This is a genomic window from Streptomyces albiaxialis, from assembly GCF_039530985.1.
In the GTDB taxonomy this organism is placed as follows: Bacteria; Actinomycetota; Actinomycetes; order Streptomycetales; family Streptomycetaceae; genus Streptomyces; species Streptomyces albiaxialis.
On sequence record NZ_BAAAPE010000025.1, the window covers coordinates 57,098 to 72,792 of the forward strand.

At 75.2% G+C, this 15,695-nt stretch carries 14 protein-coding genes; 2 read left to right on the forward strand and 12 right to left on the reverse strand.

The features are described 5' to 3' along the window. Window positions 1-39 precede the first annotated feature (39 nt). The 8 genes from ABD343_RS36675 to ABD343_RS36710 all read right to left on the reverse strand — a co-directional run bounded on the left by ABD343_RS36675 (window position 40) and on the right by ABD343_RS36710 (window position 10,047). Complete coding sequence (locus ABD343_RS36675; protein ID WP_344534677.1) at window positions 40-2,556, reverse strand: tetratricopeptide repeat protein; 2,517 nt, start codon at window positions 2,554-2,556, stop codon at window positions 40-42. 127 nt (window positions 2,557-2,683) lie between these two features. After that, the gene (locus ABD343_RS36680; RefSeq protein WP_344534679.1) at window positions 2,684-4,429 is read right to left on the reverse strand and encodes a hypothetical protein; all 1,746 of its coding nucleotides are present in this window, start codon (window positions 4,427-4,429) and stop codon (window positions 2,684-2,686) included. 295 nt (window positions 4,430-4,724) lie between these two features. Continuing rightward, entirely contained in the window at window positions 4,725-5,201 is a 477-nt protein-coding gene (locus ABD343_RS36685) for an SRPBCC family protein (protein ID WP_344534680.1), read from the reverse strand. A gap of 235 nt (window positions 5,202-5,436) precedes the next feature. After that, window positions 5,437-5,955, reverse strand: coding sequence for a hypothetical protein (locus ABD343_RS36690; RefSeq protein WP_344534681.1), 519 nt, complete (start codon window positions 5,953-5,955; stop codon window positions 5,437-5,439). Window positions 5,956-5,975: 20 nt separating this feature from the next. Continuing rightward, entirely contained in the window at window positions 5,976-6,512 is a 537-nt protein-coding gene (locus ABD343_RS36695) for a hypothetical protein (protein WP_344534683.1), read from the reverse strand. Between the two features lie 221 nt (window positions 6,513-6,733). Next, on the reverse strand, window positions 6,734-7,579 hold the full coding sequence (locus ABD343_RS36700; protein ID WP_344534685.1) for an SDR family oxidoreductase: 846 nt from the start codon (window positions 7,577-7,579) through the stop codon (window positions 6,734-6,736). Window positions 7,580-7,825: 246 nt separating this feature from the next. Then, window positions 7,826-8,857 (reverse strand): acyl-CoA dehydrogenase family protein, encoded by a 1,032-nt coding sequence (locus ABD343_RS36705; RefSeq protein ID WP_344534687.1) that lies wholly within the window; start codon window positions 8,855-8,857, stop codon window positions 7,826-7,828. Next, window positions 8,857-10,047 carry an acyl-CoA dehydrogenase family protein gene (locus ABD343_RS36710; protein WP_344534688.1) on the reverse strand — a complete coding sequence of 397 codons (1,191 nt, stop codon included), beginning with the start codon at window positions 10,045-10,047 and terminating at the stop codon, window positions 8,857-8,859. Before ABD343_RS36710 ends, ABD343_RS36705 begins: the two co-directional genes overlap by 1 nt. Before the next feature lie 132 nt (window positions 10,048-10,179). On the opposite strand from ABD343_RS36710, the gene ABD343_RS36715 reads away from it, so the two are divergent. Then, entirely contained in the window at window positions 10,180-10,974 is a 795-nt protein-coding gene (locus ABD343_RS36715) for an SDR family oxidoreductase (RefSeq protein WP_344534690.1), read from the forward strand. Between the two features lie 44 nt (window positions 10,975-11,018). Continuing rightward, on the forward strand, window positions 11,019-12,176 hold the full coding sequence (locus ABD343_RS36720) for an acetyl-CoA C-acetyltransferase (protein ID WP_344534692.1): 1,158 nt from the start codon (window positions 11,019-11,021) through the stop codon (window positions 12,174-12,176). On the opposite strand, the gene ABD343_RS36725 is transcribed toward ABD343_RS36720, so the two are convergent. From ABD343_RS36725 to ABD343_RS36740, 4 genes are read right to left on the reverse strand one after another with little or no spacing between them, the layout of a single operon-like run. Continuing rightward, window positions 12,160-13,263 carry an NAD(P)H-dependent flavin oxidoreductase gene (locus ABD343_RS36725; RefSeq protein ID WP_344534694.1) on the reverse strand — a complete coding sequence of 368 codons (1,104 nt, stop codon included), beginning with the start codon at window positions 13,261-13,263 and terminating at the stop codon, window positions 12,160-12,162. The genes ABD343_RS36720 and ABD343_RS36725 overlap by 17 nt on opposite strands. Further along, entirely contained in the window at window positions 13,260-14,057 is a 798-nt protein-coding gene (locus tag ABD343_RS36730) for a CoA-transferase subunit beta (protein ID WP_344534695.1), read from the reverse strand. The genes ABD343_RS36725 and ABD343_RS36730 overlap by 4 nt, the downstream gene beginning before the upstream one ends. After that, complete coding sequence (locus ABD343_RS36735) at window positions 14,054-14,902, reverse strand: CoA transferase subunit A (protein WP_344534845.1); 849 nt, start codon at window positions 14,900-14,902, stop codon at window positions 14,054-14,056. The genes ABD343_RS36730 and ABD343_RS36735 overlap by 4 nt, the downstream gene beginning before the upstream one ends. Before the next feature lie 14 nt (window positions 14,903-14,916). Next, window positions 14,917-15,681 (reverse strand): enoyl-CoA hydratase family protein, encoded by a 765-nt coding sequence (locus ABD343_RS36740; RefSeq protein WP_344534697.1) that lies wholly within the window; start codon window positions 15,679-15,681, stop codon window positions 14,917-14,919. Window positions 15,682-15,695 lie beyond the last annotated feature (14 nt).

A 15,695-nucleotide genomic window follows, 5' to 3' on the forward strand; every position in this document is an offset into this window, starting at 1 on the left:
CACCCGCGCGATCCGGTCGAGCGTGACTCCTTCCCGTCGCTAGGGGGTGTCGCCCTCGCTCCCGTCCCCGCTCTCGTCCTCTTCCGCCCGGCGCAGCCGCTCGCGCAGTTCTTCGGTGCGCGGGCTGCCCATCTCCTCGTGGATTTCCACGATCCGGGCCAGGTCCTCGCGCAGCCGGGAGTTGTCGGCGCCGGGGCGTGCGGCGATGAGGGCCAGGTCTTCGAGGGCCTCGGCCTCGTACGCGTACGCCTCGCGTTCCCGGAGGGTCGCCGCCGCCTCCCGCAGCGCGGGTACGGCCTCCTCCGTACGGCCGAGGGCGTCGAGGACGCGGCCCAGGGCCGCGGTGGCGCGGGCCGCCATGCGGTGGTCGGGGTCGGGCAGGGAGAGCAGGTCCGTGCGGGCCCGGCGGAGGGTGTCGAGGGCGGGCGCCGGTTCGCCGTTCGCGGCCTGGGCGCGGCCGAGGAGAAACGCGGCGATGGCGGCGCCGCGCGGCTCGCCGCCCTCGGTGTTCAGCTCCATCGAGCGCCGGTAGAACCCGATCGCGCGGGCCGGGTCGGTCCCGTCCCAGTACCGGCCGGTGAACTCCAGCGTGGAGGCGAGCAGCACCGTGTCGCCCGCCACCTCGGCGCACGCCTGGGCCGTGGCCAGCTCCTGCCCGGCCCGCCCCCGCTCACCGAGGTCGAGGAGCGGGCGGGAGAGGAGGGTGCGCAGGCGGGCCTCGGCCGCCGGGGCGACGGCGGCGTTCGCGTAACGGGCGCCCAGCTCCAGGGACTCCCGCCAGTCGGCCAGGTGCCGGTGGTGCAGGAAGAGCACGGTGAACGCCTCCGCGAGCTGCCAGCCCAGGGTGTGCAGCCCGTGGGACCCGGCGGCGCGCAGCACCGCCATGAGGGCGGGGCGCTCGGCCTCCAGCCAGTCCAGCGGCCCAGGACCGCCGGGCGCCGCGAACGGATCGGCGCGCCCGGCGAGCAGCGCGTCCAGGCCGGCGACGCGCAGCCGGTCGGCACGCACCGCGCGGTCGGCGAACGCGGTGACCGCCAGACAGTGCGTCAGCACCCGCCGTACGACCGCGGACTCGCCGTCCGCGGGCTCCTCGGCCGCCGCGCGTTCCCGCGCGTGGGCGCGTACGAGGCCGTGGAACCGGTGGCGTCGGTCCCGGGCCGTCTCCAGCAGGCTCATGTCCTCCAGGACGTCGAGGAGGACCTGGGCCGTCCCGACGTCGGAGCCGAGCGCGGCGGCGGCCGTCGCGGGGTCGAAGGAGGGGCCCGGGATCCAGCCGAGGAGCCGGTACCCGTGCGCCAGCTCCGGGGTCAGTTGGCGGTAGGACGCGTCGAGGACCGCGGACACCGGGGACTCACCGCCCACGCTCAGGGCAGCCAGTCGCGCCGCGTCGTCGGCCAGTTCGGCGGCGAGCGCGGCCATGGACAGGTGCCGGTCGTTCACCAGCCGGGCCGCGGCCACGTGCAGCGCGACCGGCAGCCCCGAGCACAGCTCGGCCACGCGACGCGCCGCCTCCCGGTCCTCCTCGACCCGCGCCGCGCCGCAGCGGTCGGCCAGCAGGAGCAGGGCCGCCTCGGCGGTCAGGGGCTCCAGGGGCAGCGGGCGCGCCCCGTCGAGGGCGAGTTCGCCGAGCTTCGCGGTGCTGGTGGCGAGCACCGCGCTCCCGGGGCCCCGGGGGATCAGCGCCCGTACCTGCCCGGGCGAGGTCACGTCGTCCAGCACGAGCAGCACCCGGAGCCGGGACGTCGTGCTGCGGAAGAGGGCGGTGCGCCCGTCCAGGGACGGGGGCAGGAGCCGCTCGTCGACGCCGAGGGACCGCAGGCAGTGGCCCACAGCCTCGGACACCTCCGCGCCCACGTCCCCGGCCCGGTCGCGCAGATCCGCGAAGTCGACGTAGAGCCGCCCGCCGGGGAAGCGTGCGCGCGCGGTGTGGGCCCAGTGCCGGGCGAGGGCGGACTTCCCGACCCCGGGCGGCCCGGCCAGCAGCCGTACGTCCACGTGCGAGGCGTCCGCCGCCGCGCCCGGCGCCGGGCCGTCCAGCTCGCTCAGCTCGGCGGCGCGGTTGATGAAACGGGTGTGCAGCGCCGGGACCTGCGAAGGAGGGCCCTCGGGGTACGGGGACGGGTACGGGAGCGGGGGCGGCGGAACGGCGTAGGCGAGGCCGACCGGGTCCGCCGCCGCTCCGACGGGCGCGGCGTCAGCGTCCCGCGCGTCCTCGTCGTCCGGTTCGGAGTCGTCCGGTTCGGAGTCGTCCAGTTCGGACAGGAGGGAGACCAGCTCGCGTGCCGTCTCGGACTCCTCGCGCAGCGAGCGGCGCAGCCTGCGCCGCAGGCGGTCGGCGGCGTCCCCCAGCGCGTGCTGGTCCTCCGCGTGCAGCGCGGTGGCCAACTCCTCGACTGCGGCGCGGAGTTCCTCGTCGGCCGCCGACTCCTCGCCACGGCGCCGCCCGAGCACGCGGGCGAGCAGGGTCCGTGTGCGTGTCCATGCTTCCGTGACCGCGAGCCCGACCAATGTGCTCGTCGCGCCCGACGCGGCGACCGCCGCGACCTCGACTGCCACCAAGCGCCCCTTCGCGTACCGGCAGGGCTGCTGGAAGTGCCCCGGACCGTGTGCCGGGGACCACCGTAGTGCCGGTGACGAGGGCTGTGTAGGGGGCCACTTGGGGGCCGATCGGGGGAGACGCTGGTCAGGACGGTGAGGACGGGGCGGGGCGCAGGCGGACGCCGCTGTGGCCGTCGCCGACGTGCAGCGTCACCGTGCCACCGTCCGGGGCGTCACCGGCGCGCAGCCGGGAGTAGACGACCGCGGCGGCCGCCCCGGGGTCCGCGTCCGCGGGGTGGTCGTCCTCGTACGAGACCAGTACGGCCCGTCCGTCGCGCAGCGCCACGAGGCGGTCCCCCGAGGAGAGCGCGGTCGCCGCCAGCAGGCCGCCGGGCCAGCGGTCGAGGGTCGCGTGCGCCCAGCGGCGTGCCGCCCCGGCGGTGGGAGCCGGGGACGAGCCGACCAGGACGGAGGCGCTCTCGACCAGCCGCAGGTCGCGTTCCTCGTCGGGACGGACCGCGAGATGCGTGAACCGCCCCCCGCTCTCGTCCTCGCTCTCGTCCTCGCCGTACTCCCCGGCGACGGCCGCCGGGACGCGGCGGACGCTCACGGCCGACCGGCCGTCATCTTCCGTACGGGCCCGGGTGGTCACTATCCAGGACGCGACGGCCGTGGCGGGCACGTCCGGCGGCGTGAGGGCGAGCGGCTCCTGCGGGGCGGCGGGCGGCGGATCCAGGCGGAGCAGCTCGTAGACGGCGTCGCGCAGCCGGGCCAGCGCGGTGCCGGGCGCGTCGAAGGCGTCGGTGGCCACGGGCGCGTACCGCCCCGGGTCCTCGGCGTGGGCCCGCAGGACGTGCTGGACCTGCCGGAGCGGGCCGCGTTCCGGGTCGAAGCGCGGGGCGAGCCGGGCCAGACGGGCGCCCGCGGTGCCGGGGACGGCGTCCTGCCCGTAGGCGGCGAGGGCCACGGGCCTGCCCAGCGCGGCGCCGTAGAGCGTGACCGAGCCGTGGTCGCCGACGACGGCGTCGGCGGCGACGAGCGCGGGACGCCAGTCGTGGACCGGCGGGACGAGCAGCAGTCCGGCGTCCAGGGCCCGGGCCAGGAGCGTACGGAGGTGCCAGGAGCCGTGCGCCGACCACACGTTGGGGTGCAGGACCAGGGCGACCCGGTACTCGTCCCACGGCAGCCCTGCCAGCAGCCGCGCGGGCAGCTCCGGGTGCCGTCCGATCAGGGACGTCGGCCCCCACGTCGAGCTGAGCAGGACGAGGCGCTGCTCCTCCCGTACGCCCAGGGCGTGCCGGTAACGGCCGCGCAGGTGCGCGCTGACGAGCAGTTCGTCGAGGCAGGGGTCGCCGACGAGCAGCGTGCGCCCGGCGGTCTTCGGGTGCGCGGCCAGCAACTGCCGTTCCTGGTCCGGATGCGACACCGCCGTCCAGGCGCGGCCGGATTCGAGCAGGGACGCGTGGGCGACGCCGGACAGCCTGCTGTGCGGGGAGCGGGAGTCCGGCACGTACTTCTGGAAGCCGATCCCGTGCGGGAGCACGAGGACCGGGCAGTCGCCGCCCGGCACCTCGATGTTCTCGCTCGCGCTGAGGATCAGGTCGGGGGCGACGGCGGACAACTGCTCCCAGGGCATGACCCGGCAGCCCGCGTCGTGGAGGAGGCCGAGCGCGCCGTCGCCGAAGGCGGAGGTGGGGTCGTGGGTGAAGACGACCGTGATCCGGGGGTCCTCGCGCAGCACGGCGGGCAGCGACTCCAGGGCCCGGATCGTCGAGGTGAGGGTGCGGGTCGCGACGACGAGCGTCCGCTCGCCGGGGAAGGTGCTCCAGCGGTGCGCCTCGCTCCCGACCGGAACGCGGAGGAACGGGGTGTCAGCGGAACGCGCGGCCACCCCGAACCCCCTCGCGCTCAGCGCGGCTCGCGGCTCGCGGCTCGCGGCTCGCGGCTCGCGGCTCGCGGCTCGCGGCTCGCGGCTCGCGGCTCGCGGCTCGCGGCTCGCGGCTCGCGGCTCGCGGCTCGCGGCTCGCGGCCATGGTGCGGCTAGTGCATCTCAAGCCGAAGTGCAACCCTTCTGGTCCGGGCCGGGGCCATGCGGGGAGCCTCTCACGGAGTCGGCCGGGACCGCGGGGCCCCGGCGCACGGCCTGGTGCATTGTAGAGCGGCGTCCACGGCCCCCCGGGGGCCGGTCACCCGGCGCCGACCAGCCCGGCGAGGTGCCGCAGGGAGTCGGCGAGATGGCCGGGGCCGAACGGCGGGAACCGGATGTACTCCCGGACGGACTCCGGCACCTCCGACCAGTCGTAGGTCAGCGTGATCCGGGTCTCCGACGGGCCGGCCGGCGCGAGGTCGTACCGCCAGTTCCAGCCGCCGAACTCCAGCCGGCCCTCGCCCTTGTCCTGTCCCGTCAGCCAGCCGATGGCGAGCGGCGGGTCGAGGACGTGCACCTTGTTGGCCACCTGGTAGTCGCCGTCGGGATGTCCGGGGTGGTACATGTCCATCCGGAAGACCTGCCCGACCTCGGTCAGCGGCGCCCGCTCGACGGGCTCACGGACCCAGCCGGTGCCGTCGATCGCGGCATGGGCGGCCGGGTCCGCCAGCACCGCGAACACCTTCGCGGCACGCACGGGGACCGTCAGACTGGCGCTCACCTTCTCCTCGTTCACGATGCGCACGCTCCTTGTCGTCTCGTCTCGCTCGGCCGGATGCCTTCTCCGGATGCAGACGGCCCGGCGGGGCGGAACTCATCGGTGCTTGAGGTGACGAGGAGGATGCATATATGCGGCGTGGGGTGGATAGTGGGGAGCACGTCCGGCCGCGCGGCGACGCGCCGCCCCCGAACCACGGCCTGGGACGCCTCCCCCCCCGGCGTCCCAGGCCTTCCTTCACCGGCCCGCGCGGTCAGGGGTTGCGGAAGAGGACATGGGGGAACTCGGGCGGCTTGCCTCCCTGGAGGTGCGTGGTCGCCTTCTTCGTCCTCTTGTCGACGGTGATCGTGAACCAGGCCTTCCAGGTCTTCGGCGCGAAGCACGGCCAGCCGACCTTGGGCGTGCAGACCCGGGTGGTGAAGCGGCCCTCGTAGCGGGCGTAGCGGTTCCACGCGTTCTCGCCGGTCGAGGTCGTCACGAGGGTCGATTCCTCGCTGACGGTCAGCCCCACGTTCGCGGCCGTCGAGTTCAGCTCGATCCCGGACTGCGTGGACCAGTCCTCGGGGGCCTTGTCCGGGCACACGAGGACGTGCATGTCCCACTGCCCGTAGCGCACCGCGGCCACCGCCGTGCCCGGGTACCACGTGACGGTGTGCGTCTCGCAGCGCGGTGCCGGGCCCTTCTGCTGGGCGGCGGCCGTCGAGGCCGTCGCCGCTCCGGTGGCCAGGACGGTCAGCAGCGCCGCGCCCAGGGCGGCCGCACGTGTCCGCATCGTCGCTCTCCTCGGCGTGCTCATGGCGTCTCGTACAGGGCGGTCCCCAGCGGGAGGGGAGTGTGGAACTCGGGCCGCACCTGGACCGCGCCCGTCGCCTTCGTGAGGGTGACGGTGAAGTACGAGGTGATGCGGGACGTGCTGTAGCAGGGCCACTCCACGTACGGGGTGCAGACCTTGAGGACGAGACTCCCGCCGTACAGGGCGGACTTCGTCCGGGCGTCCTCGTCCGTCTTCAACGCCCGCAGCTTCGGCGAGCCGACGAGGTGCCCGTTGGCGGCGCCCACCCGGTTCGTCTCGGCGCGGGCCGCCAGGGCCCACGCGGAGGCGTCCTGCGACGGGCAGACGGTGACGCTGAAGTCGGCCTCGCCCCACCGCCAGTACGGCGGAAGCGCCGTGCCCGGATACCTCTTGACGTGCTTCGCCTCGCAAGCGCCCTTCGCCGCCTTCGCCACCCGCGTGCCTGTGTCCGACCCGGACACAGCGGATGCCGTACCGGCCGTCAGGCCGAGACAGGTGACGGCGGCGAGCAGAGGCGCGATGGATCTGAGCCTCATGTCTCCTCCTTCTCAGGAGGGCACCTCCGTCTCACCGGGCCGGCGGAGGCCACGCCCGGAGGAAGGTGCCGCTCGGCCCCGGATCCTTCGGCGCGCGGCGGTCCGGCGGAAGGGGAGCCGGGTGTCCCGGACAGCCGCCTCGCTGTCCCGGCAGGTCAGCGAGGCGGAAGGGACGCGTCCCGGACAGGAGGGCGGGCGCGGGGGCGTGGCAGAGGCGGACGTCACCCCTCGTCGCCGGTGGGCTCCTCCTCGGCCCCGGCGGAGGACCGTACGGCCAGGTACCGGCCGGGGAACTCCCCGCCGCCGTGCACCGCCAGATCCGCCCCGTTGACGTACCCGGACAGGTCGCTCGCCAGGTACAGGCAGGCCCGGGCGACGTCTTCGGGAACGGCCATACGTGCCATGGGGATCACCCGGGCGACCGAGGCCCCGCCGTCCCGCCCGTAGACCGGGGCGGCGCTCTCGGTGCGGATCAGGCCCACGGTCACGTGGTTGACCCGCACCTTCGGTGCCCATTCGAGGGCCAGGGCGCGGGTGAGGCCGAGCAGTCCCGCCTTGGCGGCCGTGTACGCGGCGGTGCCCGGCTGCGGGTCGTGCGCGGAGACGCTGCCGATGTTGACGACCGAACCGCCGCTCTCCTGCGCGGACATGACGCGGTGGGCGGCCTGGGCGACGTAGAACGGTGCCAGCAGATTGAGCGCGACGATCTTCTCGACGAAGCGCGGGGAGACGGTGGCGGCGTCCGCCTCGGGGGAACCGCCCGCGTTGTTGACGACCACGTCGAGCCGGCCGAAGCGCTCGACCGCGCTCGCGACCAGCCGGTCGGCGGCCCCCGGGTCGCGGACGTCGGCGGGGACGAAGACGGCTTCGCGGCCGCCGGCGCGGGGCGGCGCGGCGGGAGCGGTGCGCCCGCAGACGACGACGTCCGCGCCGGCGGCGAGGAACGCGGCGGCGACGGCCGCGCCGATCCCCTTGGTGCCTCCGGTCACGAGCGCCGCCCGTCCTGTGTGGTCCAGCGGATTGGCGACCTGCACGATGAGGACCTCCTCGGCGGACATCTGGTTCATGGTTGCCCTCTGCTGCTCTGGGCTGGGCAGGGACTGCCCCGTGCCGTGTGTTGCAGGGCGCGGCTGTCGTCGTGGCTGGGCGCGCAGTTCCCCGCGCCCCTGAGGGGGCACTCCGAGGAGCGCCCTCAACCTCCAGGGGCGCGGGGAACTGCGCGAGCGACCACCCCCAACTCGCAGTCTGCGACGGACAGGGAGGGGCAGCCCCTGCCCGGCAGCCACAGCAGAGGGCAACCACGAACCCGGCACTCATCCCCGCAGCACGCGGGCCCGGCAGGCGGCCGGGGTGCCCCAGGCGTCCCGCAGCGGGCGGGCCTTGCGGATCCAGTGCGACAGGTCCAGCTCCTCCGTGTAGCCGACGGCGCCGTGGAGCTGCAGCGCGGTGCGCGCTGCCCGGTATGCCGCCTCGCCCGCCGCGACCTTCGCCGCCGCGGTCTCCGCCCCGGCCGACGGGGCCTCCGCGGCCAGCGCGAGGGCCGCGCCGTGCAGCAGGGGCGCGGCGAACTCCAGTGCGAGCAGGGTGTCCGCGAGGCGGTGCTTCACGGCCTGGAAGGTGCCGATCGCCGCCCCGAACTGGGTGCGCTGCTTGACGTACACGACGGTGCGCTCCAGCAGCGCGCGGCCGAGCCCGAGGGCCTGCGCGGCGGTGACCAGCGCGGCCGTGTCGCGGGCGTACGCGGCGGCCGAGGCCACCTGGGGGCCGCGGGTGAGGACCGTACCGCCGCCGCCCGGCCGGGACAGCCGCCGTGCCGGGTCGGCCGAGGCCTGGACGGGACCGTGCCCCTCCGCGAGCCGCAAGGAGCCGCCGCGCACGCCGTGCTCGCCGTCCATGCCCTCCGCGCCCTCCACGACGTACACGGCGTTCGCCGCGTCGGCGTCGAGGGCGTACGGACTCGTGTCGGTGACGCACAGCGTGGCCATGGTCTTGCCGGAGGCGAGCCCGGGGAGCCCCGCTGCGGGGGCCGCGTCGCCGAGCCGCCCCAGCAGAGCGGCGGCGGCCACGGTCTCGACCAGCGGCCCCGGCACGGCGTGCCGCCCCAGGGCCTCGAAGGCCACGGTGAGTTCGACCGGCAGGAGGCCGGGCCCGCCGAGCCCCTCGTACCGTTCGGGCACCGCGAGTGCGAACACCCCCGTCTCGGCCAGGCGGCCCCACAGCGCCCGCCCGGGGCCGGAATCGCCGGACGCCCAGGAACGGGCGACGGACGGGGTGTCCGACGAGGCGAGCAGGCCGTCGAGGGAACGGGCGAACTCCCGCTGCTCGGCGTCCAGGAGGAACCGCATCACCGGCGTCCCTTCGGCAGGCCGAGCAGCCGCTCGGCGATGATGTCGCGCTGGATCTCGTTCGTCCCGGCGTAGATCGGGCCCGCGAGGGAGAAGAGGTGGCCCTCCGCCCAGGAGCCGTGGGCGGGGGAGTCGGGCGCGTGGGCGGCGAGTTCGCCGTACGGACCGAGGAGATCGAGCGCGGTCTCGTGCAGGGCGATGTCCAGCTCGGACCAGAAGACCTTGTTGAGGCTGGAGGCGGCGGCGTCCGGGCCGCCGCCCTCCCCGCTCCCGGCCCCGTGCAGCAGGCGCGAGGCCGTCGCGTAGCCGAACAGCCGGTAGGCGCGGGCCCCGATCACCGCGTCCGCCACGCGGTCGCGCAGCGCGGTGTCGGCGGGGTCGGCGCGTTCGCGCCACAGCGCGGCGAGGCGGTCGGCGGCGGCGGTGAACCGGCCGGGGCTGCGCAGGGTGAGCCCGCGCTCGTTCCCGGCCGTGCTCATCGCGACCCGCCAGCCCTGGCCCGGCTCGCCGATGACGTCCTCGTCGGGCACGAACACGTCGTCCAGGAAGAGTTCGGCGAAGGCGGGTTTCCCGTCGAGCCGCCCGATGGGCCGCACGGTCACACCGTCGGCGCGCAGCGGGAACATCAGATACGTCAGCCCGCGGTGCGGCCTGTCCGCGCCGGGGTCGCTGCGGAACAGGCCGAAGGCCCGGTCGGCGAAGGCGGCCCGCGACGACCAGGTCTTCTGGCCGTTGAGCAGCCAGCCGCCCTCGGTCCGTACGGCCGTGGAGGTGAGCGAGGCGAGGTCGGAGCCCGACTCCGGCTCGGACCACGCCTGGGCCCAGACGACTTCGCCGCGTGCCATCGGGGGCAGCACCCGGTCCCGCTGGCCGGGGGTGCCGTGCTCGAAGAGGGTGGGGGCGAGCAGGCTGATGCCGTTCTGGCCGACGCGGCCGGGCGCCCCCGCCGCGTAGTACTCCTCCTCGAAGATCAGCCAGCGCAGGACCGAGCAGTCCCGGCCGCCGTACCGCTCGGGCCAGGACACCACCGACCAGCGGTCCCGGGCGAGGGTGGCCTCCCACCGGCGGTGGGCCTCGAAGCCGTCGGCCGTCTCCAGCGAGGGGAGGGGAGCGGGCGGCACGTGCGCCGCGAGCCAGTCGCGCGCCTCCTCGCGGAAGGCGTCGTCCGCCGCGTCGAAGCCGAGGTCCATCAGCCGCCCGCCCTCTCCCTCGCCGGGCGAACACCCGTGCCGTCGTGGGCAGATGGCATACGCCTCCTCCTTCCCTAACAAGCGTTAGGTAGATTAGCGTACGGTCAGGAGCAGCGTCGAGGAGGTACGCCCGTGACGTCCGTGCAGACCCCGCCCCCCTACGTGCCGGGCCACGCCCTGTTCGACGGCCGTACCGCGGTGGTCACCGCCGCGGCGGGAGCCGGGATCGGCGGGGCGACGGCGCGCAGGTTCCTCGAAGAGGGCGCGCGCGTGGTCGTCGGCGACGCCCACGCGCGCCGCCTCCGGGAGAGCGCCGCGGCGCTCGCCGGGGAGTTCGGCGCGGACCGCGTCGCCGGACTGCCCTGCGACGTGACCGACGAGCGCCAGGTCGCGGAGCTGCTCGCGCTCGCCGCCGAGCGGCACGGCGGCCTCGACATCGTCGTCAACAACGCGGGTCTGGGCGGCACTTCGGACCTCGTCGACATGAGCGACGAGCAGTGGGGGAAGGTGCTCGACGTCACCCTCGGCGGGACGTTCCGGTGTACGCGCGCCGCGCTGCGCCGGTTCCGGGAGCAGGAGGGCGGGGGAGTGGTCGTCAACAACGCCTCGGTGGTCGGCTGGCGGGCCCAGCGCGGCCAGGCCCACTACGCGGCGGCGAAGGCCGGAGTCATGGCCCTGACCCGCTGCGCGGCCCTGGAGGCCGCCGACTTCGGCGTCCGGGTCAACGCGGTGGCGCCGAGCCTCGCGATGCACCCCCACCTGGCGAAGGTCACCACCCCCGAACTGCTGGACGAGCTGACCGCCCGCGAGGCGTACGGGCGTTACGCCGAGCCCTGGGAGGTCGCGAACGTCATCGTCTTCCTGGCGTGCGACTACTCCTCGTACATGACGGGAGAGACGGTCTCGGTCAGCAGCCAACGGGCCTGATGCGTCCCCCCCCGTTCCACGCACCCCTTCACCAAGGAGCACTCATGGCCGAGGCGTACCTCGTCGAAGCGGTCCGCACCCCCGTCGGCAGGCGCCGGGGCGGGCTGGCCGCCGTGCACCCCGCAGACCTCGGGGCGCACGTCCTCAAGGCCCTGGTCGAGCGCGCCGGGATCGACCCCGCCGCGGTCGAGGACGTCGTCTTCGGCTGCCTCGACGCCGTGGGCCCGCAGGCGGGCGACATCGCGCGCACGGCCTGGCTGGCGGCGGGCCTGCCCGAGGAGGTGCCGGGCACGACCGTGGACCGGCAGTGCGGCTCCTCCCAGCAGGCCCTGCACTTCGCGGCGCAGGGCGTGCTCTCCGGCACCCAGGACCTGGTGGTCGCGGGCGGCACCCAGAACATGTCGATGATCCCGATCGCCTTCGCCAGCCGCCAGGCGGCGGAGCCGCTCGGGCTGACCGACGGCCCGTACGCGGGCTCCGAGGGCTGGCGCGCCCGGTACGGGGACGCGCCGGTGAACCAGTTCCACGGCGCCGAACTCATCGCGGACCAGTGGGGCATCAGCCGCGAGGACATGGAGGAGTTCGCGCTGCGTTCCCACGAGCGGGCGCTGCGCGCGATCGACGAGGGCCGCTTCGCCCGCGAGACCGTTCCCTGCGGGGAGGTCGCCGCCGACGAGGGGCCGCGCCGCGACACCTCCTTGGAGAAGATGGCGGGCCTGAAGCCGGTCGTGGAGGGCGGGCGGCTGACGGCCGGGGTGTCCTCGCAGGTCTCGGACGGCGCCGCCGCGCTGCTGGTGGCCTCCGAACGGGCCCTGGACGCGCATGGGCTGACCCCTCGCGCCCGCGTCCACCACCTCTCGGTGCGCGGCGAGGACCCGATCCGAATGCTGTCGGCGCCGATCCCCGCGACGGCCCACGCGCTCAAGAAGGCCGGGATGACCCTCGGGGACATCGACCTCGTGGAGATCAACGAGGCGTTCGCGTCCGTCGTCCTGGCCTGGCTGAAGGAGACCGGCGCCGACCCGGACAAGGTGAACGTCAACGGCGGCGCCATCGCGCTGGGCCACCCGCTGGGCGCGACCGGCGCGCGGCTCATGACCACGCTGCTGCACGAACTGGAGCGCACCGGCGGCCGCTACGGCCTGCAGACGATGTGCGAGGGCGGCGGCCAGGCCAACGTGACGATCATCGAGCGTCTCTGAGCGCCCCGCCCGGGACCCCGGGCAGCGCCCCCAGCGTGGCCGCGGCCTCCGCCATGACGCGGTCCACCAGCTCCGCGCAGCTCGGCAGGTCGTCGATGAGGCCCGCGACCTGCCCGGAGGCCATCACCCCGAGATCGGCCCTGCCCTCCACCATCGAGGCCCGCAGCATCATCGGCGTGGTGGCGGCGAGCAGGACCTGGCTCCACGTCAGGTCCTTGCCGCGCTTCAGCGCGAGCCCCTCCCGCACGAGCCGGGGCCAGCTCGCCCCGGACACCTCGCGGAAGGCCCTCGCGTGCCGCGCGGCCCGCAGCAGCGACGCGACGCGGCCCGAGCGCTCCAGCGCGTCGACCAGGTCGGTGCGCAGCATCCGGTGCGGCAGCCCGTCGACCTTCGTGGTGACCGTGACGTCCTGCACGGAGGCCGCCAGATAGCGGGCCTTGACCTGGTCCGGGACCGTGCTGTCGGAGGTGAGGAGGAAGCGCGTGCCCATGGCGACGCCCGCGGCCCCGTAGGCGAGCGCGGCGACCAGGCCGCGGCCGTCGTGGAAGCCGCCCGCGGCGACGACGGGGATGTCCACGGCGTCGACGACCTGGGGGAGCAGCACCGTCGTGGCGACGTTCCCCGTGTGGCCGCCGCCCTCGCCGCCCTGCACCACCACCGCGTCGGCGCCCCACGCGGCGACCTTCTCCGCGTGCCGCCGGGCACCGATCGAGGGGATGACGACGACCCCGGCGTCCTTGAGCTCCGCGATCAGCTCGCGCGAGGGGGCGAGCGCGAAGGACGCGACCCGCACTCCCTCGTCGACGATGATCCGCACCCGCTCCCGCGCGTCGACGGCGTCGGCCCGCAGATTGACGCCGAACGGCGCGTCCGTACGGGACTTGACCTCGCGCACCGCCGAACGGAGCTGCTCGGCCGTCATGGTGGCCGAGGCGAGGATGCCGAGAGCCCCCGCGTTCGCCGAGGCCGAGACGAGCCGGGGCCCCGCCACCCAGCCCATGCCGGTCTGTACGAGCGGGTGGCGTACGCCGGTCAGCTCGGTGAGCCGCGTGGGGAGCGCGACCCCGTCCGCCGGGGGCCCGCTCACGCCGGGACCTCGCGCTCGCGCAGCCCCTTCGGGTCGATGACCTCGCGCACCAGGCGCAGTTCGGCCTCGGTGGGGCGGCGGGTCTCGGGCACCTCGTCGGGGACGACGAGGGGGAAGCCGGTGGCCTCGGTGACCTCGTCGAGGGTGACGCCGGGGTGCAGGGAACGCAGCCGCATCGTACGGTCGGGCGTCTCGAAGTCGAACACGCCGAGATCGCTGACGACCTCGGGAACGCGGTGGTAGCGCGTGGCCGAGGGGCCCGCCGCTGCCGCCCGGTCGTAGCCGACGCCGCTGACCATGTCGACGCGCGCGACGAAGACGCGCTTCGAGTGGCGCGGCACCCAGTAACTCGTCGGGTTGTTGAGGGTGTTGACCGGGGCTCCGCGCGCCCCCAGGAGCTGGCGCGTGGGGCGTTCCCAGGGGCCGATGCAGGAGATGTTCTGGTTGCCGTGCCGGTCGAGCTGGCTCGCGCCCATCATCACGTGCCGCCGCCCGGTGGCGGTGAGCGCGAGGTGCTGGCGGAAGGGCAGCCACCCCTCGACGGCCCCGGGCCGCTCCCCGACGGCCGGCACGTCGCCCATGAGCAGCGCCTCCCCGTCGGTCAGCAGCAGGTCCGGCGCGAAGGTGAGCCGCGCGAGCCGGGCGCCGATCGTGGGGACGGTGCCCATCGGGCTCGCCAGCACCTCGCCCGCGTCCCGCCAGACCTCGGCGCACGCCACCACGCACTGCTCGGCCCGGGTCGCCCGGCCCGGGCGGCCGCCGCCCCGGACGGCCGTCGTCCCCTCGGCACTCATGCTTCCTCCTCGTGGAACGCCGTGACGGCGGCCTGGTAGGCGGCCTCGTCGCCGGACAGGAACCGGGCGGCGAAGGCCCGCCACGCCTCGGGGTCGCGGGCTGCGCGGACGTAGGCGCGCTGGAAGGCCTCGTCGCGGTCGTGGTCGGGCACGCAGGAGGTGAAGTGCGCCCCGTTCGGCGTCTCGACGACCCCGTCCACGAACGCCCGCTTCACCAGCAGGCTCTGCGGCTCGTGCCCCTTGAGCAGCTCCGCGGTCTCCACGATCCGCTCGCAGGAGACATACGCGCGGTCCGCCGCCTCGCAGAACAGGTCGTCGAAGTACGGATCGGGGCCCAGGTACTGGCCGTTGCCCCGCGCGTCGGCGCGGTTGAGGTGGACCAGGGCCGCGTCCAGCCGCAGCGCCGGGGCCGCGACCAGCTCCTCCCCGTCCTCGTACGGCGAGGTCACCGTGCGCAGCCCCGCACCGGCCCGCATCACGTCGGAGCCGAGCCCGGCGCGTACGGGCATGAAGGGGAGGCGCTGCGCGGCGGCCGTCAGGCCCCACATGAACAGGGCCTCGTCCAGCTCGGCCATCTCGAACGCGCCGCGCTGCCGGGCGGCGGTGAAGTGCGGTTCCAGGGGTATCGAGTCGAGCGTCCCGAAGGCCGCGACCAGCTTGCGGATCCTCCCGGCGGCGGCGAGCAGCCCGACGTCCGGGCCCCCGTACGACACCACGGTCAGATCGGTGAGGTCCGAGCGGAGGATCGCCCGGACGAGAGCCATCGGCTTGCGCCGCGAGCCCCAGCCGCCGATGCCGAGCGTCATGCCGCTCTCCAGACGGCCGACCACCTCGTCGGCGGTCATCGTCTTGTCCTGGGTCACCTCTGCTCCTCCTTGCCCGTCCTGTCCGTGCCGAAGGTGTCGCGCACCCGGTCGGCGACGCCGGTGAGGTTCGCCTCGAAGGTGAAGCCCTGCTCGAAGCGGTAACTGCGGCGTACGTCCACCGGGTCGATGCCGTTGATCGCGGACTTGGCCAGCCGGAGCAGCGTGCCGTCCTTCGCGGCGATCTCCCCCGCCAGCTCCAGCGCCGCCTCCCGGAGTCCGGCGCGGGGGACCACCCGCCACACGGAGCCGTGCCGGTGCAGCTCCTCGGCGGTCGCGGTCCGGGAGGTGAAGTAGAGGGCCCGCATGAGGTGCTGGGGGACGAGCCGGGCCAGGTGCGTCGCGGCGCCGAGTGCGCCCCGGTCCAGCTCGGGCAGGCCGAACGTGGCGTCGTCGGCGGCCACGACGGCGTCCGCGTTCCCCACCAGGCCGATCCCGCCGCCCAGGCAGAAGCCCTGCACGGCGGCGACGACCGGGACCTCGCACTCGTAGACCGCGGCGAACGCCTCGTAGCAGCCGCGGTTGGCGCCGACCAGCGCCTCGTGGCCGTCGGTGCGCTGCATCTCCTTGATGTCGACGCCCGCGTTGAAGCCCCGGCCCTCGGCCGCGAGGACCACACAGCGCGTTCCCGGGTCCGCTCCGGCGGCGCGCACCGCTGCGGCCAGCTCGTACCAGCCGCGCACGGGAAGGGCGTTGACCGGCGGGAAATCCACGGTGACGAGCGCGATGCCCTCTTCCGGCACGGAGGTGGAGACACCCATGAGGAGATCAGCTA

Excerpts from the sequence above, each read along its gene's own strand:
- ABD343_RS36705 (WP_344534687.1), bottom strand. The coding sequence starts at position 8,857 with ATGCGGTTCCTCCTGGACGCCGAGCAGCGGGAGTTCGCCCGTTCCCTC.
- ABD343_RS36700 (WP_344534685.1), bottom strand. The coding sequence starts at position 7,579 with ATGAACCAGATGTCCGCCGAGGAGGTCCTCATCGTGCAGGTCGCCAAT.
- ABD343_RS36710 (WP_344534688.1), bottom strand. The coding sequence starts at position 10,047 with ATGGACCTCGGCTTCGACGCGGCGGACGACGCCTTCCGCGAGGAGGCG.
- ABD343_RS36740 (WP_344534697.1), bottom strand. The coding sequence starts at position 15,681 with ATGGGTGTCTCCACCTCCGTGCCGGAAGAGGGCATCGCGCTCGTCACC.
- ABD343_RS36695 (WP_344534683.1), bottom strand. The coding sequence starts at position 6,512 with ATGAGGCTCAGATCCATCGCGCCTCTGCTCGCCGCCGTCACCTGTCTC.
- ABD343_RS36720 (WP_344534692.1), top strand. The coding sequence starts at position 11,019 with ATGGCCGAGGCGTACCTCGTCGAAGCGGTCCGCACCCCCGTCGGCAGG.
- ABD343_RS36735 (WP_344534845.1), bottom strand. The coding sequence starts at position 14,902 with ATGACCGCCGACGAGGTGGTCGGCCGTCTGGAGAGCGGCATGACGCTC.
- ABD343_RS36730 (WP_344534695.1), bottom strand. The coding sequence starts at position 14,057 with ATGAGTGCCGAGGGGACGACGGCCGTCCGGGGCGGCGGCCGCCCGGGC.
- ABD343_RS36690 (WP_344534681.1), bottom strand. The coding sequence starts at position 5,955 with ATGCGGACACGTGCGGCCGCCCTGGGCGCGGCGCTGCTGACCGTCCTG.